Source organism: Pseudomonas sp. 05N432 (genome assembly GCF_056396945.1).
On record NZ_JBFTMM010000032.1, the window covers coordinates 1 to 25,187 of the forward strand.

Below are 25,187 nucleotides of genomic sequence, written 5' to 3' on the forward strand. Positions count from 1 at the left end.
CTGCACACAAAGCGCTTTGATGGCCTCGGCAGCTGCACACAAAGCGCTTTGATGGCCTCGGCAGGGGTGCGCACGGCGAGCTGGTAAGACTTCCCAAATTGGCGCAACTGGCCATAGAGCTTRATGGTTCTGATCTGGTTGTACTGTGAGGCGTTCATACCTGGTCCTCTGCGTAGATTCCYGCGCTGATGATTGCACCACCCCARCGCCKATGACCGATGCAGAGAGGCACCGGATTACCGCTTGCTGTGGTGTTCTTGGCGGAGCCAAATGCATATCCCGGATGATTTTCTGGGGCCGCACTGGTTTTAAGGCCTCGGGCCTGGGGGCTGAGCATTTGAATAACGCCGCCGGCGACCATGGCAATACCAGGTGCGAGTGTCGCTCCATTGGTAAACGGACTGGCGATAATCAACGCGACACCAATGATGGTCTGCAAGAGCCCGGCGCGCTTGCTGCCACAAACCACCGGCACAATGCGTATTTCCTTCGCGCCGCCCAGCGCCAGTTCCTTTTCGTCGACGTTCCTACGGTTTCGAAAAATCGCGAACTCAAGCCCCATTTGCTTAGCGGTTGCGAGATACCGTGCGAAGCCTGGATGGTTTACGTCGATCGCCTTTACCGCCTCGCGCACGTCGCCGGTCGACAACTCGTAAGTGTGTTCACGCCCGAACAACTTCGCGGCCGAACCGCTGAGCAAGATTCGAGTCTTGCTGCCGTAGTTGGTGGCCATTGCCATCGCTTTTACTCCAGTGCGCCCGTGGCGCTGTTTGTGGGTACTTTCACGCCCAGGCGAATGGCGAGCAGGGATCGAGACATACGCGCCTGATCGAATGTCACCTGTTCGCGCTGTGGGTCGTAGTTCCAAATTCGGTCATAGATCACCTGGTAGGCCCTGGCACCTCGGAATGTACCGCGCAGCAGATCGGCCGAGACCCGCGCTTCGTCCTCGGTGAAGAACGGGCCGTCGATGGTCACCTTCTGTCCGTCGCGAACGTGCTGGACGTCCCAAACCAGATATCCAGAATCTGGTCCCTGTTTCAGAGGGTATGAATCAAAACGGTGTGTTTTGCATGCTTCGGCGTAGCGTTCTTGATAGGTGGTCACGGTGTACTCCTGCGCCCTAGGTGGTCGTGCATCGACGACCACGGGGCGCGCTAATTAGGCGGCTTCAGGTTCTTCAGTGGCTGCGGCATCAGCTTTTGGCTGAGGGCGTGCAGGCAACTTGCCGAGCCATTCACGCAATGCCTCAGAACCATCACAACCCGACCGCCACTTTTCAAAGCGATTGGCATAACCAGCAGAGTTCGCAACGAGGCCGCTGAGCGAGACGCCGACTTGAGAGGTGGTTGTCAGCACGTCGTCATAGACCGCCAGCATTTGGCGCAGCGCTTCCACGTCATCGGCACGAGAGGCCGCGATCCCCGCTCGGGACAGGCCGGCGGCCGATTCTGCATTTAGGCCGGAGAGCATCGGGTTTGCTCGCAAGACGGCCTCTACGATTTCGGGATGATTGCCCAGGCGCGCTTCGGCCATCAGGTTGCGACGGTCGTCGGTGCTCAGGCCCCGAACGAGGGAGCGGAGCTCTTGATCAGCCAGGAAGCCTACGATGTCGGTGTTGGCGCGTTGGCTGACCGGTGAGAAGCCCCGAGTGACAGTTTCAGCCAAGGTGGACATATCTTTGGCGACGGTTTGCATGGCCGGCAGCAGGGCGGCCGTCAGACCTTCGATCTTCTCCTTGCTCAGGCGCTCAATTGCGGCTGCGTTGAAGTCCTTGTTGGCACGGATCGAGATGATGTCTTCCCCGGCGTCCTTGAACGTCTCCAGGGCGAGCATCTGGAGTTTGCGAGCGGACTTCATCAGCCCGCCTGCCTGCCAAGTACCCTTGCTGCCGTCCGGCTGCTGGACTGAGAACGTGCGCGACTCGATGTGCGAATGGTCGTATTCGGAGTAATGGACGTTGGTCAGGCCAACGCGGAGAACTGCTCTTTTACCAATCTTCATTAGGATACCTTTTGGTTGTGTGGGCCTTGCTCGGCCCCGTGTGCGTGTTGGGTGTCGTTGAAAATCTCGTCGAGAGAGATTTCCCCTCGTGGGCTTCCGCCGCCGGCGGCCGCGGCGCTCAACTCGTCCATCAGGTCGCTGATTTCTCGCACGTCGTTGTTGAGCTGAGTGCTGCCGGTCTGTTGCCGCAGCTTGGCGATCTGGCTACGGATGCTCATTGCGAGCCTCGATAATTTGACGGTATTGGTCGGCCACGTAGTCCGACAGGCTGATGCCCTCAGGAGGTCGCTGTAACTGCCAGGCGCCTGCTGGTGGGAATGGCTGCATATCCATGATGCCGACCTGATACGGACGGCGCGGGCGCTCAACATCGATTACGTGCAGGATCATCGCCCTGGCCACCTCTTCGGCTTCGACGCTGTTCATCTCGCAGAAGGGGAAGTAGAGCGATACGTTCAGACCGTTAATGCGGTAGTTGACGATGTGGCCGACGGTCTCAGGCAGGTCCATAGGCGTCATGCTGGCATTCACGACAGCCAGCACGATCAGCACCACCATCTCTTCGTCGATGCCCATCTTTTCGGCAATGCGTTTGATCTCGGCCTTCAACGCTTTCAAGCTCATCGCTGCATTCCCTCCATCTGCTCGCGGAGTTCTTCGACGGCCTTTTGCAATTCGGCAACCTCGATCACCCGGGCGACAGCGCCCAAGCCTTCAATGAGCGATTTGCCCTGGTCGGGCGCAATTTGGCCGGCGGCAACGGCGCGCAGGATTGAGCGGGCGGCGCTGGGTAGATCGGTGTCGTCGAGTTCGAATTGCACGGGCTCGGAGGTCGGCTTGATCGGCGGCACCAGGCGTTCAAGGATCAATCGGCACGCCTGCATATCGCCGCCCTTTGCCGCCTCAAGCACTTTCGTAGTCACCGCTGTTGCACCCTTGGCCAACTTGGCGCGGATGGCCTGAGTTTCTCCGGAGCGACCGCCAGGGTTGCCGGATTGGCCGGGCTTCCATTTGCCCGATTTGTCGCGATCAGTCATGCGGTAGGGGATTCCATGGCAATGACCGGCTTGTTTTCAGCAAGGGCGATCAGCAGCGCGGATGCTTGAACGCTTCCCTTGGCGGCAGCGTCTCGAAGTTGACCCCAGGCCGCAGCGACTTCAGAGCGGGTCGGTCTGTGCTGGCGTCCTCGGGCGGGCTTGGCTGTGTTCATCAGGTGGCCTCGAATGGGTTTTGAATGGCTCAAAAAACTCACATTAGGCATGATCTGATCATTTATCCAGTGCTTTTTAGGTGCACATAAAGTGCTACACGCAACCGGATTAAATGGGACTGAAATAGTTGGTTTGCAGCGGATCGAGGAGGGCGTTTTTGTTGCAGTAAGTCAGAGGTAGGCAAAGTGATACGGGACTGAGTTTTCAGCTCAGTCGTCTGCCCTCAACCTGAAGAAGTTGGTCGGATCTCAAATCCATCCAAGTCTCAGAGGGGGGTGAATCCGATGCAGGAGCGCGCAGGGGCTCATCCTCAATTTGAGGAATATCCACCGTTGGTGGGAATTCGCTTTGAGTTGGATGCCCGGCAACAAACCTGGCCTCCCATTTCGGTAGGGCAGGTGTCGCGACACGTTTTGCGAATTTTGAAAACGTGTCGCGGACAATCTCCAAGGGCTTTTACGATCTGCTCGCGAAACCAGCCGGGATGCAATTGGGGGCAAGGTGACGGAATCTCACTTTGCTCCGGATGGCTCAAATGTGAGCCATGATCACAATTAAATCGCGCCTGCTCCAGCCTGCTGTCAGGTGCGTGGTCGGCCCGAGGTTGAAAGCTCCGTGATTCCGTCTCTGATGAACTCCAGGTTCTCATCCAGAGTGGAGAGGGCGCCACGGACATTCTCAGCAACGTCTGCCGATCCGCGCTGCTCGACCCAGTTGGAGAGCTCTTCAACCGCGGCGCCCAGGGCGAGTTGGTTTTGATTCAGTGCGTTGAGCAGGCCGGCGATCATTGTATTGTTCATTGCATTCCTCCATGTGAGCTCGAAGGGTAGCAGGGACGGTTTGCGACGAAAGCGTCGACGTTATGCAGTCCATAATTTGGAGATGCCCAGATCCTAGACTAGCGTCATGAGTGCAGGGCAAATAGTTGGCCTGCCCATGAAACCACTTACTCAAGGGAACGACGATGGAACGCTATAAGAACCTGGGTGGAGACTCAAGTGTGGCGGCATTTGAAATAGCGAATGGATCTATCACGGTCGAATTCAATGACCGGTCGCAGTACCTGTACACAAATCAAAGTGCAGGAGCTGGATCTATCTCGGAAATGCATCGATTAGCGAGAGCCGGTAGAGGGCTAAATAGCTACATAGGGCTCGTTGTCAAGAAAGGCTACGCGAGAAAAATCCGCTGAGAAGGTGCCTTTTGCGACACGTTTTGCGAATACTGAAAGCGTGTCGCATACCAGATGCCTCGAAGTGTCCCCGTAGGGAAAATACCCTCGATTTGCGTATTTGATACCGGCAGACACCCTTATCGGTGGACGGGTCTACACGCCTGGGGCTGGCCAACGTTAGATAACGGTGGGTTAACGTTATGGGGGAGGATAACGGCACACTTTCGTGCGGTCGGCGCGGTTCGTTTGAACGCCTGATGATGCGCGAGATAGGTGAATTGTTCCGCCGATTGCACTGGCTGCGTGATATTCAACTAGTTGGGGTTTGGTATTGCAGGACTTTTACCTGGTGGGAGAGATGCACTCAAAACTGAGTGCATCTGGAGAGCGCTCAATAGAATCGCCGTACCAGCTCATAGTTGCTGACGATTTATAAACACTCTAAAGGACTGTTAGTGATTCCAGTCTTTTTCGTACAAATGCCCAGACAAATACGCTTCTGTACGCTTTTTTCCTTCCTCTACCGGGTCTGGTAGTGGGTCAGGTTTAACCCAAATATTGGCATCTACAGTTCCGTCACTATTTACTGTGTACCAACCATGATTCATGCTGACAAAAATATCTTTGCCGATGTCACTAGCAGCGAAAGTCCCAGAATGGTGTTTACCAATTCTAAACGGCTGGCCGTTATCTCCGATCCTCCCAACCAACTCCCCCAGGACTGCATCTTGATCATGAAGAATATAACTGGTCTCGCCAGGTACTTTCATTGGCCAGTAATTGCCAGCACCGCTCCGGCCATCAGCATTGCAAGTTCTCCCTTCTCTTTCGTTTGTGTTAAAGCACCACATGCCTGAAACGCCTATGACGAAGCCCTTGGTTGTGTATTCGGATGTAATGGTACCGAGTTTTTGCCAGCCTGCTTTCTGATCTGCCTTGATTATCATTTTTAGCTCCATGAGATTTGCGGAAGGCATTGTTGTTGGCTTTTATGTGAGGGCAAGTTAAGTGAGGGCTTGCATGAGGGTGGCGCTTCAATCCTTTGGATATCATCGATATGCTCATGATTTCAAAACCTGCCTCAACATATTTAGTATCGGATGTTGTTGGCTGATAGATTTGATTGGAATATAAAAAATAGTTTTAATTCGAATGGGTGTCGAGTAAATGTGTCGTCTTAAGATCGACGGCCCGATTTCGATGAATGCTACTGACGGTGTGAGGGGGGGCTCCCTCACCTGTGCCTACCGCAGTGGAGGTGTACTCAGATTTGAGCACGCCGACGATGGCCCAGTTTTGGACCATCACGCTTTTGGATTTGAAATCCAGAAGGGTCGGATTTGAGATCTGACCCTTGGCCAGCCGATCAGCGGAAAACTTCGCCGATCAGTGAGACCAAAACGTCACACAACGCGATCTTCCACTGTTGAAGCGAGGTACCGAAGGGCTTTTACCTGGTGATGGAGATGTACTCAAAACTGAGTACATCATTCCCACTAACAATCATTGAAGGGTTGTGGCGAGGAAGCGCTCGACGTCATCAATCATCCCCCTGACGTCCGCAGGATTGAATTCATCTGTATTGCCGTGAGCCGCAGCATTCCGTATGCCTGCCATCGCCGTTATACGCTTCTGCTGGATTGAATTGTAAGCGCCAGCTTTTGCCAAATCAGCATTCATCTTGTCGAGCTTTCCATGTGCTATTTCGCGGTCAGTGCAAAGATTACGCACAGTTGTTTCGAGCACCACACCAGCAATGACTGCGGCAGCAGAGGCGTATCCCGAGGAGAGCAACTGTTCGGCCTGTTCTAGCTCGCTTGTGAATACTTCGGCTTGCACCAGGTTTCGAAGCGAATTTAGATGCCCGCCCTCGAAATCCTCCTTAACGGCAAGAAATACTGCCCTGAGTTGTTTCAGAATTTCGTAGTTGGTTACGAAGCCTGGTGCTCTCTCAGCGGCGATGAAACTGACCAGTTGCGGCGACGATTCCCCGCACGTATTGGTAAGCAGCGTTTTTGCTTTGACTTTCCAGTTGAGCAGCGCATTTTGGTCAACGTATGTCGAGGGTGCCCCTGTTATTGGGCTGGCTGCAGTCGTCTTGGACGCCGCGATTGCCTCCAATTGCTCTGCGAGTTCAGAGAACCGCTTTTCGAACAGCTTCGTCATTTCGAATTCCTTCTCCAAGTAGGGGCCGATCCCCCGGGCAGATACTAGCCCGAGCCTGCGACGTTAGCATTCGCAATCGAGTGGTCTCCCTCGACCCGACCACTTCCGGATCTAAGACCGAAAGGGTGTCGTTCCCTGCGCCGACGGGGCCTCCAATTATTTTGCGCTCTCTCATTGTGTTACCACTCACGCTAGTGCATTATGAATCAATTGTGAGTGGTAACGGTGGCAGCATGAAAGAACAGGACAAACCAAAGCAGCCGCTCTCTGCGGCAGATCGGCAAAGGCTCTTCAAGGAGCGTCAGCGCGAGGCGGGATTCAGGCACACAACGGTATGGATTCACACGGAAACAGAGGAGGCGGGCAGGCAGGCGGCGCGAGAGGGTAAGCCCTTGAAGCCGATGGGGACTAAAGACCCCTTGAGCTGGGCGGCAGGCTGGATCAGCGAGAAGGGTAAGCAGTAGTTGCGGGGAAATCCCGTATGTAGATTGGCGGAAGTTTCCGCTCATTGATGGTCCAGAACTGGGCCGTCACAGAAAAGGTGCCAGGCCGCTGCGTCAACAGCGGCCCGGCGATCACACGACGACGCTTAGAGGCACACGTCATGCAATTTAAACAGAATATCATCCAAATCCTCGATGCGCGTGGGGAAATCATTGGCACCATGAAGCTGCCGGACAGTATCAAGTTGACCGATCTGGGCTCGCTGAAAATGCTGGACGCTATCAGCGTGAAGGTGGTGCCTTGCTCCGCTCCAATCAGCGGAATTATCGCTGGGGGTGTCCAATGAGCCAGACCCCCGCCAACATCGCCGACGATGCGCTCGATCTGCTGCGCGCTACCCAGGAACGTATCAATCACATGCGAGTGCTGTTCAACTCCATCATCAAGGACATGAAGCACGGTAAGTCGCACGACATTGAGGAACTGGCGAACCTCGGCGGCTTCCTGGGTTACGACTGGGCGAATTACGTTGATAGCGAGGTCGGGAAGATGCAGGCGGTACTGGATGCCGCGGAGGTGGCCAAGTGAGCGCGCAGATTAAAAGCCGTGACGACCTGAGCTTCACGACGCGCGACGACGGGGGCCGGCTCATCAATTGGCCTCTCTACAACCGGGGAGTGCCGGCGGACTGGGCAAAGGGTATCGCCTGTTTCGAGGGCGAGGTCTCGGAGCTGGCCGCCTACGATGAAACCGAAGCGTTTCACGCCATTCAATTTGCCATCGTGGGCATGGGCGGGCGGTGCACAAGCCTTGAAACTGGCTTCATCGATCGGGTGGCCAGGGCGGCGGTAATTGGGCTTCGCGCGCTGCGTGATGGGGCCGAGCCGTTCGCTCCCGCAGACACTGACTGACAAACTGCAATTCCCACAGTGGTTACCAGGGCACTACCCCGCAACAGGGTGGTGCCCAATTTCGTTTCAGCGACCGGGCTGCAGATATTCCGAGTAGGGCGGGAAGTTGAGCGCGTACCGGTTTGGCTTGGTTAGTGTCTGGACAATCAAGCCACGGTCAACTAGGTCAGCCAGGGCCTTGCGGACCTTGAGCGGTGATCCAATCCTGGCGTCTATCTTGGTGAATCGGAGCTCTCTCGGCCTAGGCTCGTACACTTGAAGGATTAGATCCCACAGCACGCCATAGGAGGCCTCCGGCATCTTTCGCCATTCCGCACTTTGAACCACTGAGTCGTAGAGAATGAAGTTGTCCTGCATCGCGGCGCGCATCTGGTGCCTCTTCATTTTAATGCCCACTGCATGATCCTCTCAAAGCGCGATGGAAATAGCTGGGTGTATGGTTTACGTAGGAGTGGTCCATATTTGGTACCTGTATCCCCAGTAAAAGGCGTCCACAGGTACTAAAAATGGTACCTGTGGGCCTGATAAATGGCTCCAATGGTCCATATTTGATACCTGTGTAATAGCCAGAGGTATCATTTATGGACCGGTAGAAATTGAAACTCGACGTCCTTCCCAGTCGTTCGTGGGTGCCCGATTGTTCCAGCATGGCATCCAAGTCAAACGCCAGGTTCGAGTCTTCGATTGTGTGCGAGAGCAGAACAGGCTTTCTTCGACAAGCACTATAAAACCCGCCTCGACAAGCTCATCGAAAACTCTTAGCGCCAATGTCCGTGAACATGGAATCTCAGCCTGAGCTTGGCGGACACCGAAGCCTATCGGTCCTGCGGGCGTCCAATGGCGCTGCATGAGCGTCATGAGCACCTTCGCCTGAGCGCTCAGGCCAAGGTATGTAGACGAAGAAAGCAGGCGGCGCTGTGTCACCACGACGCCTCCAGCCTTGTCGAAAGGCAAGCGACTCTTCTTGGTCATTCAGTGGCTCACAGCAAGGCGCGACGGCCCAGCAAAGGCGCCCGTCGGGCCGCGGTCTAGTCTTGGCTTTTTCTTCGCCATTCAACAACTCACAGACGGGCGCAGGGGGGGGCTCCTCAAAACTGAGGAGGCCCCCCCCTGCTATTCGATGGTTACGACGCTTCGCGCATCAGGATGTAATTCGCCACCCGGTAAGGTGTGCGGCATGGTTCCGTGGACTGACAGGTCCAGTATGTACCTGCCTCAAGCCCTTTTTCCCCAGGGCGGCGTATCGTGTCAGGGAGGTCAACCAGCAGAGTCCTAGCGGGCAGAGTAAGACGGCCGAGCACCTTGCCTGCCTTATCGCTCAAGTGGATTGTGATATTCTTCGTCGGCCTCATCGGCTTGCCCTCAAAGCGTTCTGGTGTGGTATGTCGGGTCAGTGTTGGTAGCACTGGCTCGACACTTCTTTTCACTGACCCCAACTCTGGGGGCAGTCTTCCAATTTGAATCCATTCCTGTGTTGCTCCCTGGACCGTTATCGCGATCACCGCGCACCTTCTTTCGCTGCGCGCTCGATCCAAGCCTTGAGCTCCGTCATCAGGATCAGGCGCCGCCGGCCAAGCTTGAAAGCCTTCAAATCGCCAGCGGCGATCAGTTCATAAACGCCAGACCTGGAGTAGCCAACTACACGTGCTGCGTCTTCGACGCTTACAGCTAAAGGGGCCATTTGTTCTGGGTGGTTCATTCGTTGGTCCTTGATCGATGGGGCGGACTGTATGATACTTGTCCGGACGTAAGCATCCTATTTGTAAGTAACACGATCTGCAAGCAAAAAGTTTGTAGACGAGTCGAGGCCCATCAATGTCAAATCGGTCAAAAAAAGTCGTGCTCTCGGCCAGGGTTGCGCCTCACCTCCGGGATGGCCTGGAGTTGTATGCAAGGGTTAAAAATATAAAAATTGTTGAAGCGGTCGAGGAGCTGATTGAGCGCGCGCTCGAGGAAGTGAATATCGAGTCTCCGCTTCGCAGCCTCTCTGGCGACAGAAGCAAAGTCCCAGTGTCAACCATCATTAGTTGGCTGTGGGACCCTGACCCAATCATTTTCAAGCTAAGGCTTGCGAATGTGAGCCCGGATCTTGTCGATAAAGAGACTTACCTTGTGTACGTCGAGACCACGAGCGAGAGATTTAAAGGAGACGTGGATATTTTCGAGGACGTCCGAAAGCGCGCTTCTCATCGGGACGTTTACCATAAAGCCTCACTCAATCTTGAGAAGGTTCGTGAGGAGTGGGCGGACCTGTTCGCTTACGCAAAGTTTATCGAGGCGAACAAGCCGATTGTCGTTGATTACGAAGTTTGGCTTCGTATGATCAGGCCGGAGATCTAGAGAAGCTCGACTGCCGCAGCTTTTGTCCCTGGTGCCAGGTGAGCGTAGCGCAAAGTCATTTTGATATCGGCGTGCCCCAGCAGGTCCCGCACCGTGTTGAGGGGCACACCGGCCATCACCAGGCGTGACGCGAAGTCGTGTCGCATATCGTGCCAGCGGAAGCCCTCAATCTTGGCTCGCTCCAGCAGCTTGAGCCAGGCGCTTTTAACGTCCTCAAGGCGGCCGCCTTCCTGACTTGGGAATACGTACCGAGATTTGCCGGCCTGCTTTTTCCAGCTCTCCAAAACGCTCACGGCTTCCTTGTTCATTGGAATGTGTCGCGTGTCGCTCGTCTTGGTCGTGTCGCCGGCGGCGGTGATGGTCTTTGTTTCGAAATTCACCGCCGACCATTTCAGATCGAATAGCTCGCCGCGTCTCATGCCGGTATTCAGCGACACGAGAACCATCGGCTTCAGGTGATCGGTGAATGGCAGATCGTGAAGGCTTGGGAGCTGCTTTTTGTTCCGGTCAAATCGCCATTTGTTCGCGCTCTCACGCTCGGCCCGGATCTCGTCCTGCCTGGCGTCTAGTGCTTCGCGTAGCCGCTTCGTCTCATCGGCGTCTAGGTAACGGACCAAGCCCATTGAGTCGACCTTGAGTTGTTTCAGCTTGGCCAGCGGGTGTGTGCCGATGTACTCCCACTCAACAGCGCGACTGAAAACGCCGCTGATCGAGCCCATCTTTCGGTTGACCGTCGATGCTTTGTTGCCGGTCTGCATCCAGGCGGTGCGGATAAGTTCAAGGTCGCGGCCGGTGATCGCGTCGAGGCGCTGAGCCATGATTGCGTCGAAGTTGTTGCTCAGGGTGTGCAGTGTTTTTTCGTGGCCTTTGTGGTGCGTCTTGAACCACGGCATATAGGTGTCGTCGATGAACTCGCGCAAAGAGGGTAGGGTGGCGCCTTTGCGGCCTTGGGTAACGGCCAGCGGCTCGCCAAGTGTCCGCGCCTCAGCAAGATATTGGGTTGCCTCGGCTCGGGCCTGATCAAGTGTAAGGATGCCAACTCGCCCTAATGTCTTCTTGCGGCCGCGGGCCCAGGACACGACATACGACTTTGCGCCGGCGGGTGTCACTCGCACGAATAGGCCGCCGACAGTGGTATCGTGGACTTCGTATCCGTTGCCAGTGACCTGCAGTGATGCCAGCAGTTTGGCCGTAAGCTTCTCTTTCAATTTGTCCCCGTGGGTGCATGGTGGGTGCAAAAAGAACTATACGGAGTCGTTTTGACGGACACAACCGGACTTAAAGCCCAATGAATACGGGGTTTGGCTAGCGGGGGCTGGAGCTCTTATGACCCTCCTAAGGGGAAGGTTGGCAGTTCGAACCTGCCCTGGGACACCACTAACACAGGATGTCTCTTCACGCGCTCCGACCTCTTTATATTATCGGGACCGCTGCGTAGCTGAAAACAACATCGAAAGACCCGCTCAGGATTACCTGGCGGGTTTTTTTTTGAGGTGTTTTTGCAGTGCGCCTGCATCAGCCCACAATTGTTTGCCAACACCTATAAGGGAACGCCACAACTGGCCGATAACCCGATGGGCCGTTGTCCTGCGCGACGCCCCTATGGGCGGCGAAGTTGAGCTGGTCCCTGCATTTGTCTTTGGGTTCATCTTCTTAATTGCCTGGAATCTTCGATGCTGGCGTACCACCAAAAGAGCTTTTTGATCGTCGATGATTTCTCGGATTTCCGTAGTTCGGTCAGGTCGATGTTGCGTGAGCTGGGTGTCAAGGATGTCGACACTGCCGACACGGGTGAGGTGGCGCTGCGCATGTGTGCGCAGAAGCGCTACGACTTCATCTTGCAGGATTATCACCTTGGCGATGGCAAGAAGAACGGTCAGCAGGTGCTTGAAGACCTGATGGTCGAGAAGCTGATCAGCCATGAAAGCGTGTTTCTGATGGTCACCGCCGAGAGCAGTCAGGCGATGGTGCTCAGTGCGCTCGAGCATGAGCCGGATGCGTATCTGACCAAGCCTTTCAACCGCGCTGGCCTGGCCCAGCGACTGGAGCGACTCGAGCAGCGCAAGACCTTGCTCAAACCGATTCTGCAGGCGCTGGATCGGGGTAAGCCGGTTGAAGTCCTGAATGCCTGCATTGAGCTGTGCAAGCAGGACCCGCGCTATTCGCCGCTGTGTCTGCGCTATCGTGCCGATGCGCTGCGCGACATGAATCAGAATGAGGCGCTGGAGCGCTTGTACAACAGCATTCTGGCGGATCGCCCGTTGCCTTGGGCTTATGTCGGTCTGGGGCGATTGATGTTCAAGCGTGGCCAGGTCGCTCAGGCCAAAGCCGTCTACGAGAAGGCACTGAAGGCTTTCCCGATGATGCCGGCGTTGTATGACGGACTGGCCGATGTGCTGGTCGCCGAAGGCGACACCAAGGCTGCGCAGAATGTGCTGGAAGAGGCCGTTCGCCTGTCGCCATTGGCGGTGCGCAGGCAATCGTTGTTGGGCAAGTTGGCAATGACCAACGAAGACTTCGAAGGTGCGGCGAAAGCCTATCGTCAAGCAGTCTCCCAAGGGGCGCAGTCACGTTTCAAGGACCCTGAAAGCAATCTGGGCCTGGCTCATGCGCTCATCAGTAAAGGCAGTGAAAAAGGCCTGGATACCCGCACTCGACTGGAGATCAACCAGACCCTGAGCGCCGTCGCCAAGGAAAACATCAACGATCCGGGGCTGCAGATCCGGGCGCGCTTGATGAAGGCCACCAGCCTGCTGCTCAACGATGCCGAAACCGCTGAGAAGCTGACAGAGCAAGCACTGGCCCGTCTGGATGGCATGGAGCAGTTCATGAGCGCCGAAGCGGCGTTGCTGGTTGCCAAGCAGTTGAAGATGCTGGGGCAGGCTGACGCCGGCAATTCGATGTTGAAAAACTGCGCCGAGATTTACGGCGACGACCCGGTGGTGATGCAAGGCATTGCCCAGCAGACCGACGACCCGGCGATTCTCAACTCCGGCAACGCGGCGGCGGATCTCAACCGCCAGGGCGTGCGCAGTTACAAAGCGGGCGCGTTGCCCGAGGCGCGGGAGCTTTTCCGCGGTGCACTGTTGTTGCAGCCGAAGAACATCAGTATTGCCCTCAACATGGCGCAATCGCTGTTGCATGGGGCCGATGCCAGCCTCGATTCAGCACTGCTGGAAGAGTGCCGTACGTGCCTGAAAATGGTGGGCATGATGCCCGAGAGCGATGCGCGTTATCCGCGTTATCAGAAGCTGCGAAGCAAGGCGTTTGGCGAATGAATGATGTTGACGAGGGGCTCGACTTTTCCACGGTGATTGCCTCCACCGTACACGACATGAAGAACTCCCTGGCGTTGCTGATGCAGGCCCACGGACAGTGGCTTGCGCGCTTGCCTGCGGCTCAGCAGCACACCGCCGAGCAGGGCGTGATCGACTATGAGTTCGCTCATCTGAACGGCATGCTGGTGCAGTTGCTGGGGCTCTATAAGCTCGGCGTCAATCAGTTGCCATTGCGTCCGGACTATCACGAGCTGGACGATTTCATCGAAGCGCAGTTGGCGGCGCATCAGGACGTGTTCAAGAGTCGCGGCATTGTAGTGACTTATGAGATCGATCCCTTGAGCCCTCTCGGATTCTTCGACCGGGAGTTGATTGGAACGGTACTGGCCAATGCGATCAACAATGCCATTCGTCATGCCCGGCATTCGCTGTTGATCAGCATCGGTGAGGAAACCGGGCAGTTGCTGTTATCGATCAATGACGACGGCGAGGGTTTCCCGCCCCAGATGATCGAGCGTCAGGCGGATTTCGTGCAGGGCATCAACCCCGCCAGTGGCAGCACCGGTCTTGGTCTGTATTTCGCCGCGCGTATCGCACGCCTGCATCAGCGCAGCGGCGTGCACGGGCGTACCGAGATCCGTAATGGCGGCCCATTGGGAGGCGGGTTGTTCAATCTTTACCTGCCCTGATATCCGCCGCGCCGAGCAGCATTTTTGTCGGACATTTTTATGTCCCGGTGCTTGATATTCCGAACAGCTGGTGCCTATTTTGTACATGTCGCCGTTCGCGGCTTGCACAACTTCAAGGATAGAGTCATGACGACCGATGGCCAGCGTTCACTCGCACAGCGATTGACGGGCATTGATGAGATTGAATGCGTCACCCCGGATCTCAATGGCGTGCCGCGTGGCAAGGTCATGACCGCAGAAGGATTCCTAGAGGGACGGCGTTTGCAAATGGCGCGTGGCGTGCTGCTGCAATGCATCATGGGCGGTTATCCGCCGGCACGGTTTTACGGCAGTGACGACGGCGACCTGGCGCTCAATGCCGATCCGAAACAGATTCACCGTCTGCCCTGGAGCAAGCAGCCCCGCGCGTTGGCCATTTGCGATGCCGATGAGTTGAGCGGGGAAAGCTCGCGTCTCTCGACTCGCGGTCAGTTGAAAGCGGTGATCGCCCGTTATGCCGCTCGCGGTTTGGCGCCCGTGGTGGCAACCGAGATGGAGTTCTTTGTTTTTGCACCGAATACCGACCCGACTCAACCCTTCCAGCCACCGGTTGGGCTGGACGGACGTCGCGAGGAAGGTCATTCGGCATTCAGTGTCAGCTCCAACAACGGATTGCGCCCGTTCTTCAACGAAGTCTACGAATGCATGGCGGCCCTCGGTCTGCCACGCGATACCTTCATGCACGAGATGGGCGTCAGCCAGTTCGAGATCAATCTGCTGCACGGTGATCCGCTGCTGCTGGCCGACCAGACATTCCTGTTCAAGCACCTGCTCAAGGAAGTCGCGCTCAAGCACCACCTGACCGTGGTCTGCATGGCCAAGCCACTGGCGCATACGCCGGGCAGTTCGATGCACATTCACCAGAGCATCGTCGAGGCGGGCACGGACCGAAATGTGTTCAGCGATGACGCTGGGCAGCCGACTGCAATCTTCCGTCATTTCATCGGTGGCCAGCAGGCAGCGATGGCAGATTTCACGGCGTTGTTTGCGCCGAACGTGAACTCTTACCAGCGTCTGTGCCATCCTTACGCATCGCCGAATAATGCCTGTTGGTCTTATGACAATCGGGCGGCGGGTTTGCGGATTCCAGCCAGCTCGGCAGAAGCGCGTCGGGTCGAGAACCGTCTGCCGGGGGCCGATGCCAACCCGTATCTGGCAATTGCCGCCAGTCTGGCGGCCGGGTTGTATGGCATTGAAAACGAGCTGGAGCCGACGCCGGCCATTCAGGGCGAGTTTGAAGTGCCGGACAGTTTGTCGTTGCCGTGTACCTTGCATGCTGCTCTTGAGCGTCTGAAACGTAGCCAATTGGCGAAGGAACTGTTTGGCAAGGAGTTCATCGAAGGCTACATCGCTTCGAAGACCATGGAGTTGAGCAGTTTTCTTGATGAAATCACTCCCTGGGAGCGGCGTGTTTTGGCCGCCCAGGCCTAACCGATTCGTCGCTGTCGGGCTATCGTTGTCGGTAGCCCGGTACTCACTGCAAGGAGCCGCTCGGAACGCCGATGCGCCAAATCCTGAAATCCTTTCGAGCGCTTTATTTCGCCTCGCTGATGATGTTGATCGGCTCGGGTCTCCTCAGCACTTACCTGGGCTTGCGCCTGGCAGCGGACCATGTCGACAGTCTGTGGGTCGGTGCGCTGATGGCGGCCAACTATTTCGGCCTGGTGCTGGGCGGGAAAATCGGCCACCGGTTGATCGCCCGGGTCGGTCATATCCGGGCCTACTCGGCCTGTGCCGGGATCGTCGGTGCGGCGGTGCTGGGGCATGGCCTGATCGACTGGCTACCGGCGTGGCTGGTGCTGCGGATGGTCGTCGGTCTGGGCATGATGTGCCAATACATGGTCATCGAGAGCTGGCTGAACGAGCAGGCCGAAGCCAGGCAGCGCGGGGTGGTGTTCAGCGGCTACATGATCGCTTCGTACCTGGGGCTGGTGCTGGGCCAGTTGATTCTGGTCATGCACCCGTCCCTGGGGCTGGAGCTGCTGATGCTGGTGGCGTTGTGTTTTGCGCTGTGTTTGGTGCCGGTTGCGCTGACGCGGCGGATTCACCCGGCGCCCTTGCACCCGGCGCCGATGGAGCCGCGCTTTTTCATGAAGCGGGTTCCGCAGTCCCTCAGTACGGTGCTCGGCGCTGGCCTGATCGTCGGTTCGTTCTATGGTCTGGCGCCGTTGTACGCGTCCCAGCAAGGGCTTTCCACTGAGCAGGTCGGTCTGTTCATGGGTAGCTGCATTTTTGCCGGGTTGCTGGTGCAGTGGCCGTTGGGCTGGTTGTCGGATCGTTATGATCGGGCGCTGCTGATTCGCAGTTTTGCCTTTTGCCTGGCACTGGCAGCGTTGCCGTTGGCGATCATGCCGCAGGTGCCGCTTGAGATGCTGTTTATCGCAGGCTTCGCCTGCTCGCTGGTGCAGTTCTGTCTGTACCCGTTGGCGGTGGCGTTTTCCAACGACCACGTCGAAGGCGATCGACGGGTATCGCTGACGGCCATGTTGCTGGTGACATACGGTGTGGGGGCGAGCATCGGGCCGCTGGTGGCGGGTGTGCTGATGAAGTTGTTCGGCAGTCAGATGCTGTATGCGTTCTTCAGTTTCTTCGCAGTGGTGCTGGTTTGGCGCATCCGGCCGAAAGCGGTGACCAATCTGCATCAGGTGGAAGACGCGCCGCTGCATCACGTGGCAATGCCGGACAGCATGTCGAGTTCGCCACTGGTGGCGGCGCTCGATCCGAGGGTCGATGAGCAGGTCGTGCATGACCAGATGCAAAATGGCGCGAGCCCTGATCTGGATCCTGAGCGGGACGCAAAGTCCGACGCTGAGGATGTCGGCGGCTCTGATGAGCAGCCTGATGATCCGGGGGCGGAGCATCCGAAAAGCTTTACCGAGGCCAGGCCTTAGGGGCAAAAAAAACGGGCAGTCACCGCAAGGGACTGCCCGTTTTTTCAAGCGTCTGGATCAGAAGTCGTCTTTGTCGAAGCGGCGCGCTTCGCGTTGCAACTGATAGACGAAGCGCTCGACCTGACGCTGCACCAGTCCGCTCATGTTGTGAAAGCGTACGCCGGCGAAGGTGGTATCGATTTTCTCTTCGTGGTGCAGATAACGCAGCTCGACCGGTGCGGTCATACTGCCGAAGGGCAGGGCGGCGATGAAGCGTTCATAGACCTGACCCAATTGAAGTCCGCTGGTGATGTCGCCATCAAAGCGCAGCTTGCAACCCGTCGCAGAGATATCCAGCAGTTTGCCACTGACAGGCGTCTTGAGCTTGTCGCCACCGAGTTCGATGTTGACCAGTTGTGCCAGTTTCAAGGCTGCGCGAAACGCATTGCGACGCTGGTGGTAAACCACTTCATCGGGCAGCGTGCCACGGTAGCAGCGGTCGCCGTTGGACTCGTCGATGGTCAGCGCGCCGTTGCTTTCCCAGGCAATGCGTACGCCCTCATGAAAGCCTTCAACCCGAAAGGCTTCGCCGGCAAGCAGGTAGCGTTCGCCATCGCGAGGGATCATTTCGTCCAGGGCGATCATGTTGCTGTCGCGATCGACATCGATCAGGTAGCTCTGAAAGCGCTGGCTGCGTTCATGGAACGTGATGATCAGGGGATCATGGCTCTCTTGCAGCATCCGCAGGTTGCCGGTGATTTCCAGCGGGGTGCTGAGCACCTTGGGTGGCTGCGGAGCATCTTCCGCGCTTGAGGCGTTGAACACGGTTTATCAATCTCCAGACAGAATACGATCACACGCAAGAGCTAGCATTCTGCCAGCATGTTTGGTGCCTTGATAGAGCACGCTTATTTATGAGTTCAAGCCTGACTGAGTGCGCGGGGTTTCGCGAGCATGGAGGTTGATCCGCGGGCGTCATAAAGCGTTGGAGGCTCGCCACCGTTAAGGATTTTCAGCTGATTGGCGGTGGTGGCTTGTTGCACCTGGATCGAGCGGCCATTGAGCTCGTTGGCGGTTTGGCAATCTGCAAGCAGTCGGGTCAGGACGTCGCTTTGGGTCAGCAACTGATCGCCAATACTTGAGTGAGCGGCAAGCTGCTCCAGGCCTGCGCGGCTGGCAGGAAGGTTCAGGCTCGCGAGAATTTCGCTGCGTTTGCGGCCATGCTGTTCCAGCAGAATGATCAGTGCCTGTTTCTGCGCCAGAATATCCTCGAGCAGCGGCATGTCGCGGCCGTGCAGGGCGAGGGATTCGGTCTTCAGCAGCTCCAGCAATTGTTGAGCTGGAGCAAAGTCATCGGTGATCAGTTGCAGTAAGTTAGTGTCGTGCATGGCTGGCCTTGGGTTTTAAGCGTCCAAAAGCCTGGCGCAGGCCTTTGGCTAGCGCTGGGCTTCGAAGTTGAGCAGTTTGCTGGCTACACGGTTGCTGTCGACCTTATAGCTGCCATCGGCAATCGCTGCTTTCAACTCGGCCACGCGGGCGCTGTCGACGGCAGGCTGATCGCGCAGCTTGTCAGTGATCTTCTGCAACTGTTGAGCCTCATTGCTGAGGTGTACCGATTCCCCGCTTTGGGTGGCACCGACCTGTTCGGTCGAGGTGCTCAGCGGCGCGGATTTGCCGGCATCGCCGGTGTCCTTGCTGACGCTGGTCCGCATGCTGCTTGCGGGCGTGGGGGAGCTGTTTAAACGGCTGAAATCGATGACCATGATAAAAAACCTCTGGGAATTTGGACGCTTGCCATGTTTTCGGCCATACCCGGGAAAACTTTAGGCTCAATAGTCAATGAGCCCAGGCACGTCGGTATTTGCCCTGCGTGAGGCACAGTTTAGGGAACAGGACGGTTGTGCGCCAGTTATCTACATGGCGACTTCCACCTGGCCCGTTGCCGTGACCTGCGCCTTGATGACTCGTTGTGAGTTGAGGTTTTTGACTCTGATCTGCTCGCTCAGGCCGCCATTGGACAGCGCTTCACCCGGCATTCGCACACTCAGTGTGCCGCTGCGGGCGGTGATGACCACCTGATCGCCCTTGCGCACGACTTCTGCCTGCTCCAGATGAACAAGCGTAATCACTTGATCGCTGACCATTGGTCGGACAAGTTTTTGTCCGATGGCTTGATCGACGTTTGTCAGATATCCCTGATTGATCAGGCTGATATCGCGCTCACGCAGCATCACATCTGAAGGGTCGATGATTCCGGCTCGTTTGAGGGGGCGGGTGGTCGTGACGACCTCGCGAAACAGGCGGACTTGAGCGGGTACGAAGACCGTCCAGGGGGAGGCGCCATCGCAACGGACTTTCACCGTAACCCGGCCCAAAGGTATCGCGGGGCTCTCCAATGTCGCTGTCAATTCCTTGTCGCACGCCGGCATGTGCATGCGCGGGTCGAGCTTGTTGACTTCGATTTCATAGCGCCCTGCGGTTTGACTGGTGGCCAGGTAGTCTTCTACGGTGAATTCAAGAAAGCCCTGAGTGACGCCGATAAGTAGATCAGGCAAGGTAACCGGGTCGGCAAAGGCAGGGCTGCCAACGTTCAACAGGCATACAGCTGACAGGGCGCCGAGGAATTTACGGCACATTGATGTCAGGCGTCGGGAAAATGTCGTTTTTGTGTTCATGGCAGTTAAAAAGCAAGCGCCGTGCCGTTTAGTGATGAATGTGCGTCGCAACACACTTAGCGTTGGTGTAGGAGTCTGGGCATGGCTGGTGTAATGGATTCGGTTAACCAGCGCACGCAACTGGTAGGGCAGAATCGCCTGGAGCTGTTGTTGTTCCGTCTCGACGGCCAGCAGCTTTACGGGATCAACGTGTTCAAGGTTCGGGAGGTGCTGCAATGCCCCAAGCTGACCCTGATGCCCAAGTCCAGTCCTGTCGTGTGCGGTGTGGCGAATATTCGGGGGGCAACCATTCCGATTCTGGATCTGGCAATGGCAACCGGCTCAGGCGGGTTGCAGGATCAAAGCAATCCCTTTGTGATCATCACGGAGTACAACACCAAGACCCAGGGGTTTCTGGTGAGGTCGGTCGAGCGGATCGTCAACATGAACTGGGAAGAGATCCATCCGCCGCCCAAGGGCACGGGTCGCGATCACTACCTGACCGCAGTGACTCGAGTCGACAATCAGCTAGTCGAAATTATCGACGTGGAAAAGGTCCTGGCGGAAGTTGCGCCGACGTCGGATGTGATTTCGGTGGGCGTGATCGATGCCGAGACCCAGCACAAGGCAATTTCCTTGCGAGTGCTCACGGTCGACGACTCGTCGGTGGCGCGCAAACAGGTCTCGCGTTGCCTGCAGACGGTGGGGGTTGAAGTTGTTGCGTTGAACGACGGCCGGCAAGCGCTGGATTACCTGCGCAAACTGGTCGATGAGGGCAAGAAGCCGGAAGAAGAGTTTCTGATGATGATTTCCGACATCGAAATGCCCGAAATGGACGGCTACACCCTTACGAGCGAGATCCGCAGCGACCCTCGCATGCAAAAGCTCCATATCATCCTGCATACTTCGTTGTCAGGCGTATTCAATCAGGCGATGGTGAAGAAAGTCGGTGCCGATGACTTCCTTGCCAAATTCCGTCCTGATGACCTGGCATCCCGGGTAGTCGACCGGATCAAAGCAGCAGATATCAGCTAGTGGCCTTCGCTACTGGCGGTCAACACGATTTAAGAGGCGGCATCATTGTCTACGGGTAATTTGGATTTCGAACAGTTCCGGGTCTTCCTGGAAAAAGCCTGTGGCATTCTGCTCGGTGAGAATAAGCAGTATCTGGTGTCGAGCCGTCTCAACAAACTGATGGAACAGCAAGGCATCAAGTCCTTGGGTGAGTTGGTGCAGCGGATGCAGACCCAACCGCGCAGTGGTTTGCGCGAGACGGTGGTGGACGCGATGACGACGAACGAAACCCTCTGGTTTCGTGACACCTATCCGTTTGAAGTCTTGAAGAACAAAGTGCTGCCTGAGTCCATCAAGGCCAGTCCCGGGCAGCGCCTGCGGATCTGGTCGGCGGCGTGCTCGTCCGGGCAGGAACCGTATTCGCTGTCGATGTCGATCGACGAGTTCGAGCGGGTCAATATGGGGCAGTTGAAGATGGGGGTGCAGATCGTTGCCACCGACCTGTCCGGAACCATGTTGACCAACTGCAAGACCGGCGAGTACGACAGCCTGGCGATCGGTCGCGGTCTTTCGCCGGAGCGTCTGCAACGCTACTTCGATCCGAAAGGGCCGGGGCGTTGGGCAGTCAAGGCACCGATCAAGAGTCGGGTGGAGTTCCGCTCGTTCAACCTGCTGGACAGCTACGCCAGTCTCGGCAAGTTCGACATCGTGTTCTGCCGCAACGTGTTGATCTACTTCTCTGCCGAAGTGAAGAAAGACATCCTGCTGCGGATTCACAGCACGCTGAAGCCGGGCGGTTATCTGTTCCTGGGGGCTTCCGAAGCGTTGAACGGTTTACCGGATCACTATCAGATGGTTCAGTGCAGCCCGGGGATCATCTACCAGGCCAAGTGATTGGACGGTAATCGGTACTGCATGAAAACGGGAGCCCTCAGGGGCTCCCTTTTTTTTGCCTGTCCATTTTCCCGGCACTTGCCCCCCCTGTGGGAGCGAGCCTGCTCGCGATGGCGTCGTGTCAGTCGACATCAATGCCACCTGCCACACCGCTATCGCGAGCAGGCTCGCTCCCACAGGGGGCAGTGTTGTTCTTTCAGGCCGAGGGAAGCGGCAGAAAAGCGGCAGGCGCCGGAAATCTGTTGCCGCTTTTCTGGCATTGCCGCTTTGCCGTCGCCCGCAAAGCCCCGGTTTACGGGGTTTGAGAAGCTGGCACGGGGCTTGCTATAACCCTGTTACGAAAAATCAGGTCACCCAAAGGTTTCCGACATGAGCATCAGCTTCGATAAAGCGCTCGGTATCCACGAACAAGCCCTGGGCTTCCGCGCCCAGCGTGCTGAAGTCCTGGCCAACAACATTGCCAACGCCGATACCCCGAACTATAAGGCTCGGGATCTGGACTTCTCGTCGGTGCTGGCCGCCCAGAACGACAAGAACAAGAACGGCACCTTTGCTTTGAACATGACCAATAGCCGTCATATCGAAGCCCAGGGTATGAGCAGTGGTGAGGAGTCGTTGCTGTATCGCACGCCGATGCAACCGTCGATTGACCAAAACACCGTGGACGCCCAACTGGAACAGTCGAACTACGCGCAAAACGCGGTCGACTTCCAGGCCAGCTTCACGCTGCTCAACAGCAAATTCAAAGGGCTGGTATCAGCCCTGCGCGGGGAGTAATTCATGTCTCTGTCCAGTGTTTTCAACATTGCCGGTAGCGGCATGAGTGCTCAAACCACTCGCTTGAACACCGTCGCCAGTAACATCGCCAACGCCGAGACCGTCTCTTCGAGCATCGATCAGACCTACCGTGCCCGTCACCCGGTGTTTGCCACCATGTTCCAGGGCGGTCAGTCCGGCGGCAGCGATTCGCTGTTCCAGAATCAGGATGCCGCAGGGCAGGGCGTGCAGGTACTCGGCGTAGTCGAAGATCAAAGCAACCTCGAAGCACGCTACGAGCCGAACCATCCGGCGGCTGACGCCAAGGGTTACGTTTATTACCCCAACGTCAATGTGGTGGAGGAAATGGCCGACATGATTTCCGCCAGTCGTTCGTTCCAGACCAACGCGGAAATGATGAACACCGCCAAAACCATGATGCAGAAGGTCCTGACCCTCGGTCAGTGATAAGGGGCGATTTTATGAGCGTTACCGATTCCACCGGCGGCCTGAGCATGACCGATCTGCTGGCGAACTCCTCGGTCAAGAGCACCGGTACGGCCGCGAATGGCCTTTCCGCAGCAACCAGTAGCGCGACCGGCGGCAAGGCGTTGGGCAAGGACGCGTTCCTGCAATTGCTGGTGACCCAGCTGAAGAACCAGAACCCGCTTTCGCCACAGGACAACGGCGCATTCGTGGCTCAACTGGCGCAGTTCAGTAGCCTTGAAGGGATCACTTCCCTCAATACGACTGTGAGTTCTCTCGCCAGTAATTTCAGCTCTTCCCAGGCCTTGCAGGCTTCTTCTCTGGTGGGCCGCTCGGTCATTGCGCAGACCAGCACCGCGCAGATCAGCGACCCAAGCAAGGGGTTGACCGGTTCGGTGAACCTGACATCGTCCATTGCCGATGGCACCGTGACTATCAGCGATGCAAGCGGAAAGGTTGTGAGAACCCTTAACCTGGGCAACCGGCCGGCCGGCAGCGCCAGCTTCACTTGGGATGGCAACGACAATAGCGGCGCCGCAGTCGCTGCGGGCACTTATACCGTCAAGGCCAATGCGCCGATCAACGGCACGGCGACCGATCTGGCCACCTACCTGCCAGCAACGGTCAACAGCGTGACCCTGAGTCAAACCGGCGGCGAGCTGATGCTCAATCTTGCAGGTCTGGGCCCTATCGCCCTGTCCAAAGTTCAAACCATTGGTCTATAGAGCCGGCTAACGCGGCATAAAGGAGTGGAATATGTCTTTCAATATCGGCCTTAGTGGTCTCTATGCAGCCAACAAACAACTGGACGTGACCGGTAACAACATCGCCAACGTTGCGACCGCCGGTTTCAAGTCCTCGCGCGCCGAGTTCGCGGATGTCTACTCGGCAACCAAGCTGGGCAACGGCTCTAAAGTTGTCGGCAGCGGTGTAAACCTGGCCAACGTATCCCAGCAGTTCACCCAGGGTGATATCAACAACACCGGTAACGTGCTGGACATGGGCATCAATGGTTCGGGCTTCTTCACCCTGAGCAATAACGGTTCGATTTCCTATACCCGTGCCGGTACGTTCAAGGTCGACAAGGATGGTTTCATTACCAACACCGATCAAACCGCGCGTTTGCAGGGTTACGGTGCCGATGCCAACGGCAAGATCATCAGCGGTGTGTTGACCGACCTGAAGATCGACACCTCGAACCTGGCGCCAAAACCCACTTCGACCGTGTCCTCGACGATCAACCTGGACTCGACTTCTCCGGTGATTGACGACACGCTCCCGGCTAACAAATTCGACCCGGGCACCCTCGCCACCTACACCAAATCGTTCAGCACGCCGATTTATGACAGCCAGGGCAATTCGCACGTCATGGATCAATACATGGTGAAGACCGGCGCCAACACCTGGAAGACCTACACCCTGGTAGACGGTCGCAACCCGGATGCCACCGGCAGCGACCCGAAAGTCACCGCCCCGATTGCTACGACCATGACGTTCGATACGGCTGGCAAACTGGTCTCGGTGGCAACACCACCGGCGACGCCTGCGGCACCTAACGTAAACAACAACGTGACATTGGCCAACTGGGTGCCGGGTAAGGTCACCAACGGTGTGTGGGCGGCCAACGGCGCGGCGCCAAGCGCTAGCGGCATGACTATTTCGATGACTAACACCACACAGTTCAACGCTGATTCGGCCCGCTCCATCCCGGCTCAGGATGGTTACGCCACGGGCGAAATCACTAACCTGACCATCGACGGCACGGGCACCCTGTTCGCCAACTTCAGTAACAACCAGAACAAGGCGATCGGCCAGGTTGCCCTGGCCAGCTTTACCAACGAGCAAGGTCTGCAAGCTGTTGGCGGCACCAGCTGGAAAGAAACGTTTGCCTCGGGTATCCCGGGTTATGACGCGCCAACCACTGGCTCGCTGGGTTCGATTCAGTCCAACTCCCTGGAAGAGTCCAACGTCAACCTGACCAACGAACTGGTCAACCTGATCAAGGCGCAGAGCAACTACCAGGCCAACGCCAAGACTATCTCCACCCAGAGCACCATCATGCAGACCATCATTCAGATGACCTGATGCTGGTTGGCTGATAGTGCTACACAAGGAGCCCCTCGGAAGAGGGGCTTTTTTGTGGGTGCGCCAGGCATGGCGCGTTGCGCGCAAGCGCAACCAGTTTGGCTGTGGTGGCCACGCTGGTGACTTGGAGGTGAAAGTCCTCTACACACCCGGCAAGGGGAAGTGTTAGCCA

The 25,187-nt window shown here is 56.9% G+C and carries 31 protein-coding genes; 15 read left to right on the forward strand and 16 right to left on the reverse strand.

The features are described from left to right. Positions 1–154: 154 nt before the first annotated feature. From AC1DHT_RS28465 to AC1DHT_RS28505, 9 genes are all read right to left on the reverse strand, one after another. Positions 155–739 (reverse strand): tail assembly protein, encoded by a 585-nt coding sequence (locus AC1DHT_RS28465; protein WP_477761559.1) that lies wholly within the window; start codon positions 737–739, stop codon positions 155–157. A 5-nt stretch (positions 740–744) separates the two neighbouring features. Beyond that, the gene (locus AC1DHT_RS28470; RefSeq protein ID WP_477761560.1) at positions 745–1,107 is read right to left on the reverse strand and encodes a hypothetical protein; all 363 of its coding nucleotides are present in this window, start codon (positions 1,105–1,107) and stop codon (positions 745–747) included. A 54-nt stretch (positions 1,108–1,161) separates the two neighbouring features. Next, positions 1,162–2,004, reverse strand: coding sequence for a hypothetical protein (locus AC1DHT_RS28475; protein ID WP_477761561.1), 843 nt, complete (start codon positions 2,002–2,004; stop codon positions 1,162–1,164). After that, positions 2,004–2,222, reverse strand: a complete 219-nt coding sequence (locus tag AC1DHT_RS28480; protein ID WP_477761562.1) for a hypothetical protein — start codon at positions 2,220–2,222, stop codon at positions 2,004–2,006. Before AC1DHT_RS28480 ends, AC1DHT_RS28475 begins: the two co-directional genes overlap by 1 nt. Next, complete coding sequence (locus tag AC1DHT_RS28485; protein WP_477761563.1) at positions 2,209–2,628, reverse strand: hypothetical protein; 420 nt, start codon at positions 2,626–2,628, stop codon at positions 2,209–2,211. Before AC1DHT_RS28485 ends, AC1DHT_RS28480 begins: the two co-directional genes overlap by 14 nt. Beyond that, on the reverse strand, positions 2,625–3,041 hold the full coding sequence (locus AC1DHT_RS28490; protein WP_103318683.1) for a DUF5681 domain-containing protein: 417 nt from the start codon (positions 3,039–3,041) through the stop codon (positions 2,625–2,627). The genes AC1DHT_RS28485 and AC1DHT_RS28490 overlap by 4 nt, the downstream gene beginning before the upstream one ends. Positions 3,042–3,796: 755 nt before the next feature. Then, positions 3,797–4,015, reverse strand: coding sequence for a hypothetical protein (locus AC1DHT_RS28495; protein ID WP_477749170.1), 219 nt, complete (start codon positions 4,013–4,015; stop codon positions 3,797–3,799). 826 nt (positions 4,016–4,841) lie between these two features. Continuing rightward, the gene (locus AC1DHT_RS28500) at positions 4,842–5,336 is read right to left on the reverse strand and encodes a hypothetical protein (RefSeq protein WP_477749169.1); all 495 of its coding nucleotides are present in this window, start codon (positions 5,334–5,336) and stop codon (positions 4,842–4,844) included. Between the two features lie 556 nt (positions 5,337–5,892). After that, entirely contained in the window at positions 5,893–6,555 is a 663-nt protein-coding gene (locus AC1DHT_RS28505) for a DUF4145 domain-containing protein (protein WP_477761564.1), read from the reverse strand. Positions 6,556–6,788: 233 nt separating this feature from the next. Here AC1DHT_RS28505 and AC1DHT_RS28510 point away from each other — a divergent pair, with 233 nt between their 5' ends. The 4 genes from AC1DHT_RS28510 to AC1DHT_RS28525 all read left to right on the forward strand — a co-directional run bounded on the left by AC1DHT_RS28510 (position 6,789) and on the right by AC1DHT_RS28525 (position 7,910). Next, positions 6,789–7,019 (forward strand): hypothetical protein, encoded by a 231-nt coding sequence (locus AC1DHT_RS28510; protein ID WP_477761565.1) that lies wholly within the window; start codon positions 6,789–6,791, stop codon positions 7,017–7,019. Between the two features lie 140 nt (positions 7,020–7,159). Beyond that, complete coding sequence (locus AC1DHT_RS28515; RefSeq protein ID WP_477761566.1) at positions 7,160–7,345, forward strand: hypothetical protein; 186 nt, start codon at positions 7,160–7,162, stop codon at positions 7,343–7,345. Further along, the gene (locus AC1DHT_RS28520) at positions 7,342–7,587 is read left to right on the forward strand and encodes a hypothetical protein (RefSeq protein WP_477761567.1); all 246 of its coding nucleotides are present in this window, start codon (positions 7,342–7,344) and stop codon (positions 7,585–7,587) included. The genes AC1DHT_RS28515 and AC1DHT_RS28520 overlap by 4 nt, the downstream gene beginning before the upstream one ends. Further along, on the forward strand, positions 7,584–7,910 hold the full coding sequence (locus AC1DHT_RS28525; RefSeq protein ID WP_477761568.1) for a hypothetical protein: 327 nt from the start codon (positions 7,584–7,586) through the stop codon (positions 7,908–7,910). Before AC1DHT_RS28520 ends, AC1DHT_RS28525 begins: the two co-directional genes overlap by 4 nt. A 66-nt stretch (positions 7,911–7,976) precedes the next feature. Here the strand turns inward: AC1DHT_RS28525 and AC1DHT_RS28530 are convergent, their stop codons facing one another. Beyond that, positions 7,977–8,279, reverse strand: a complete 303-nt coding sequence (locus tag AC1DHT_RS28530; RefSeq protein WP_477761569.1) for a hypothetical protein — start codon at positions 8,277–8,279, stop codon at positions 7,977–7,979. 1,129 nt (positions 8,280–9,408) lie between these two features. After that, positions 9,409–9,609: a helix-turn-helix domain-containing protein gene (locus AC1DHT_RS28535; RefSeq protein ID WP_477761570.1), complete on the reverse strand. Its 201-nt coding sequence runs from the start codon at positions 9,607–9,609 to the stop codon at positions 9,409–9,411. A 116-nt stretch (positions 9,610–9,725) separates the two neighbouring features. Here AC1DHT_RS28535 and AC1DHT_RS28540 point away from each other — a divergent pair, with 116 nt between their 5' ends. Next, positions 9,726–10,250: a hypothetical protein gene (locus AC1DHT_RS28540; protein ID WP_477761571.1), complete on the forward strand. Its 525-nt coding sequence runs from the start codon at positions 9,726–9,728 to the stop codon at positions 10,248–10,250. Here AC1DHT_RS28540 and AC1DHT_RS28545 read toward each other — a convergent pair. Next, positions 10,247–11,458, reverse strand: coding sequence for a phage integrase (locus tag AC1DHT_RS28545; RefSeq protein ID WP_477761572.1), 1,212 nt, complete (start codon positions 11,456–11,458; stop codon positions 10,247–10,249). The two genes, AC1DHT_RS28540 and AC1DHT_RS28545, sit on opposite strands and share 4 nt — an antisense overlap. Positions 11,459–11,923: 465 nt before the next feature. Between AC1DHT_RS28545 and AC1DHT_RS28550 the strand changes: the two genes are divergently transcribed. From AC1DHT_RS28550 to AC1DHT_RS28565, 4 genes are all read left to right on the forward strand, one after another. Further along, complete coding sequence (locus AC1DHT_RS28550; RefSeq protein ID WP_427545786.1) at positions 11,924–13,528, forward strand: response regulator; 1,605 nt, start codon at positions 11,924–11,926, stop codon at positions 13,526–13,528. Continuing rightward, positions 13,525–14,217, forward strand: a complete 693-nt coding sequence (locus tag AC1DHT_RS28555) for a sensor histidine kinase (protein WP_427545788.1) — start codon at positions 13,525–13,527, stop codon at positions 14,215–14,217. Before AC1DHT_RS28550 ends, AC1DHT_RS28555 begins: the two co-directional genes overlap by 4 nt. 228 nt (positions 14,218–14,445) lie before the next feature. Next, positions 14,446–15,687: a glutamine synthetase family protein gene (locus tag AC1DHT_RS28560; protein ID WP_427545806.1), complete on the forward strand. Its 1,242-nt coding sequence runs from the start codon at positions 14,446–14,448 to the stop codon at positions 15,685–15,687. Positions 15,688–15,758: 71 nt separating this feature from the next. Beyond that, on the forward strand, positions 15,759–17,147 hold the full coding sequence (locus tag AC1DHT_RS28565) for an MFS transporter (RefSeq protein WP_427545790.1): 1,389 nt from the start codon (positions 15,759–15,761) through the stop codon (positions 17,145–17,147). A 57-nt stretch (positions 17,148–17,204) separates the two neighbouring features. On the opposite strand, the gene AC1DHT_RS28570 is transcribed toward AC1DHT_RS28565, so the two are convergent. From AC1DHT_RS28570 to flgA, 4 genes are all read right to left on the reverse strand, one after another. Continuing rightward, entirely contained in the window at positions 17,205–17,951 is a 747-nt protein-coding gene (locus AC1DHT_RS28570) for a flagellar brake protein (protein WP_427545792.1), read from the reverse strand. Between the two features lie 95 nt (positions 17,952–18,046). Next, on the reverse strand, positions 18,047–18,514 hold the full coding sequence (locus tag AC1DHT_RS28575) for a flagella synthesis protein FlgN (protein WP_427545794.1): 468 nt from the start codon (positions 18,512–18,514) through the stop codon (positions 18,047–18,049). Between the two features lie 48 nt (positions 18,515–18,562). Next, complete coding sequence (flgM, locus tag AC1DHT_RS28580; protein WP_427545796.1) at positions 18,563–18,889, reverse strand: flagellar biosynthesis anti-sigma factor FlgM; 327 nt, start codon at positions 18,887–18,889, stop codon at positions 18,563–18,565. Positions 18,890–19,039: 150 nt separating this feature from the next. Continuing rightward, positions 19,040–19,801 (reverse strand): flagellar basal body P-ring formation chaperone FlgA, encoded by a 762-nt coding sequence (flgA, locus tag AC1DHT_RS28585; protein ID WP_442114448.1) that lies wholly within the window; start codon positions 19,799–19,801, stop codon positions 19,040–19,042. An 81-nt stretch (positions 19,802–19,882) separates the two neighbouring features. On the opposite strand from flgA, the gene AC1DHT_RS28590 reads away from it, so the two are divergent. The 6 genes from AC1DHT_RS28590 to flgE all read left to right on the forward strand — a co-directional run bounded on the left by AC1DHT_RS28590 (position 19,883) and on the right by flgE (position 25,015). After that, the gene (locus tag AC1DHT_RS28590; protein ID WP_054593599.1) at positions 19,883–20,815 is read left to right on the forward strand and encodes a chemotaxis protein CheV; all 933 of its coding nucleotides are present in this window, start codon (positions 19,883–19,885) and stop codon (positions 20,813–20,815) included. A gap of 45 nt (positions 20,816–20,860) precedes the next feature. Further along, positions 20,861–21,688 (forward strand): protein-glutamate O-methyltransferase CheR, encoded by an 828-nt coding sequence (gene cheR, locus AC1DHT_RS28595; protein WP_123580156.1) that lies wholly within the window; start codon positions 20,861–20,863, stop codon positions 21,686–21,688. A 369-nt stretch (positions 21,689–22,057) separates the two neighbouring features. Further along, complete coding sequence (gene flgB, locus AC1DHT_RS28600) at positions 22,058–22,465, forward strand: flagellar basal body rod protein FlgB (RefSeq protein ID WP_427533062.1); 408 nt, start codon at positions 22,058–22,060, stop codon at positions 22,463–22,465. 3 nt (positions 22,466–22,468) lie between these two features. Continuing rightward, positions 22,469–22,912 carry a flagellar basal body rod protein FlgC gene (gene flgC / locus AC1DHT_RS28605; RefSeq protein ID WP_007937507.1) on the forward strand — a complete coding sequence of 148 codons (444 nt, stop codon included), beginning with the start codon at positions 22,469–22,471 and terminating at the stop codon, positions 22,910–22,912. Between the two features lie 14 nt (positions 22,913–22,926). Further along, positions 22,927–23,655: a flagellar hook assembly protein FlgD gene (gene flgD / locus AC1DHT_RS28610; protein WP_427533063.1), complete on the forward strand. Its 729-nt coding sequence runs from the start codon at positions 22,927–22,929 to the stop codon at positions 23,653–23,655. A gap of 31 nt (positions 23,656–23,686) precedes the next feature. Continuing rightward, complete coding sequence (gene flgE / locus AC1DHT_RS28615) at positions 23,687–25,015, forward strand: flagellar hook protein FlgE (RefSeq protein WP_427545798.1); 1,329 nt, start codon at positions 23,687–23,689, stop codon at positions 25,013–25,015. Positions 25,016–25,187 lie beyond the last annotated feature (172 nt).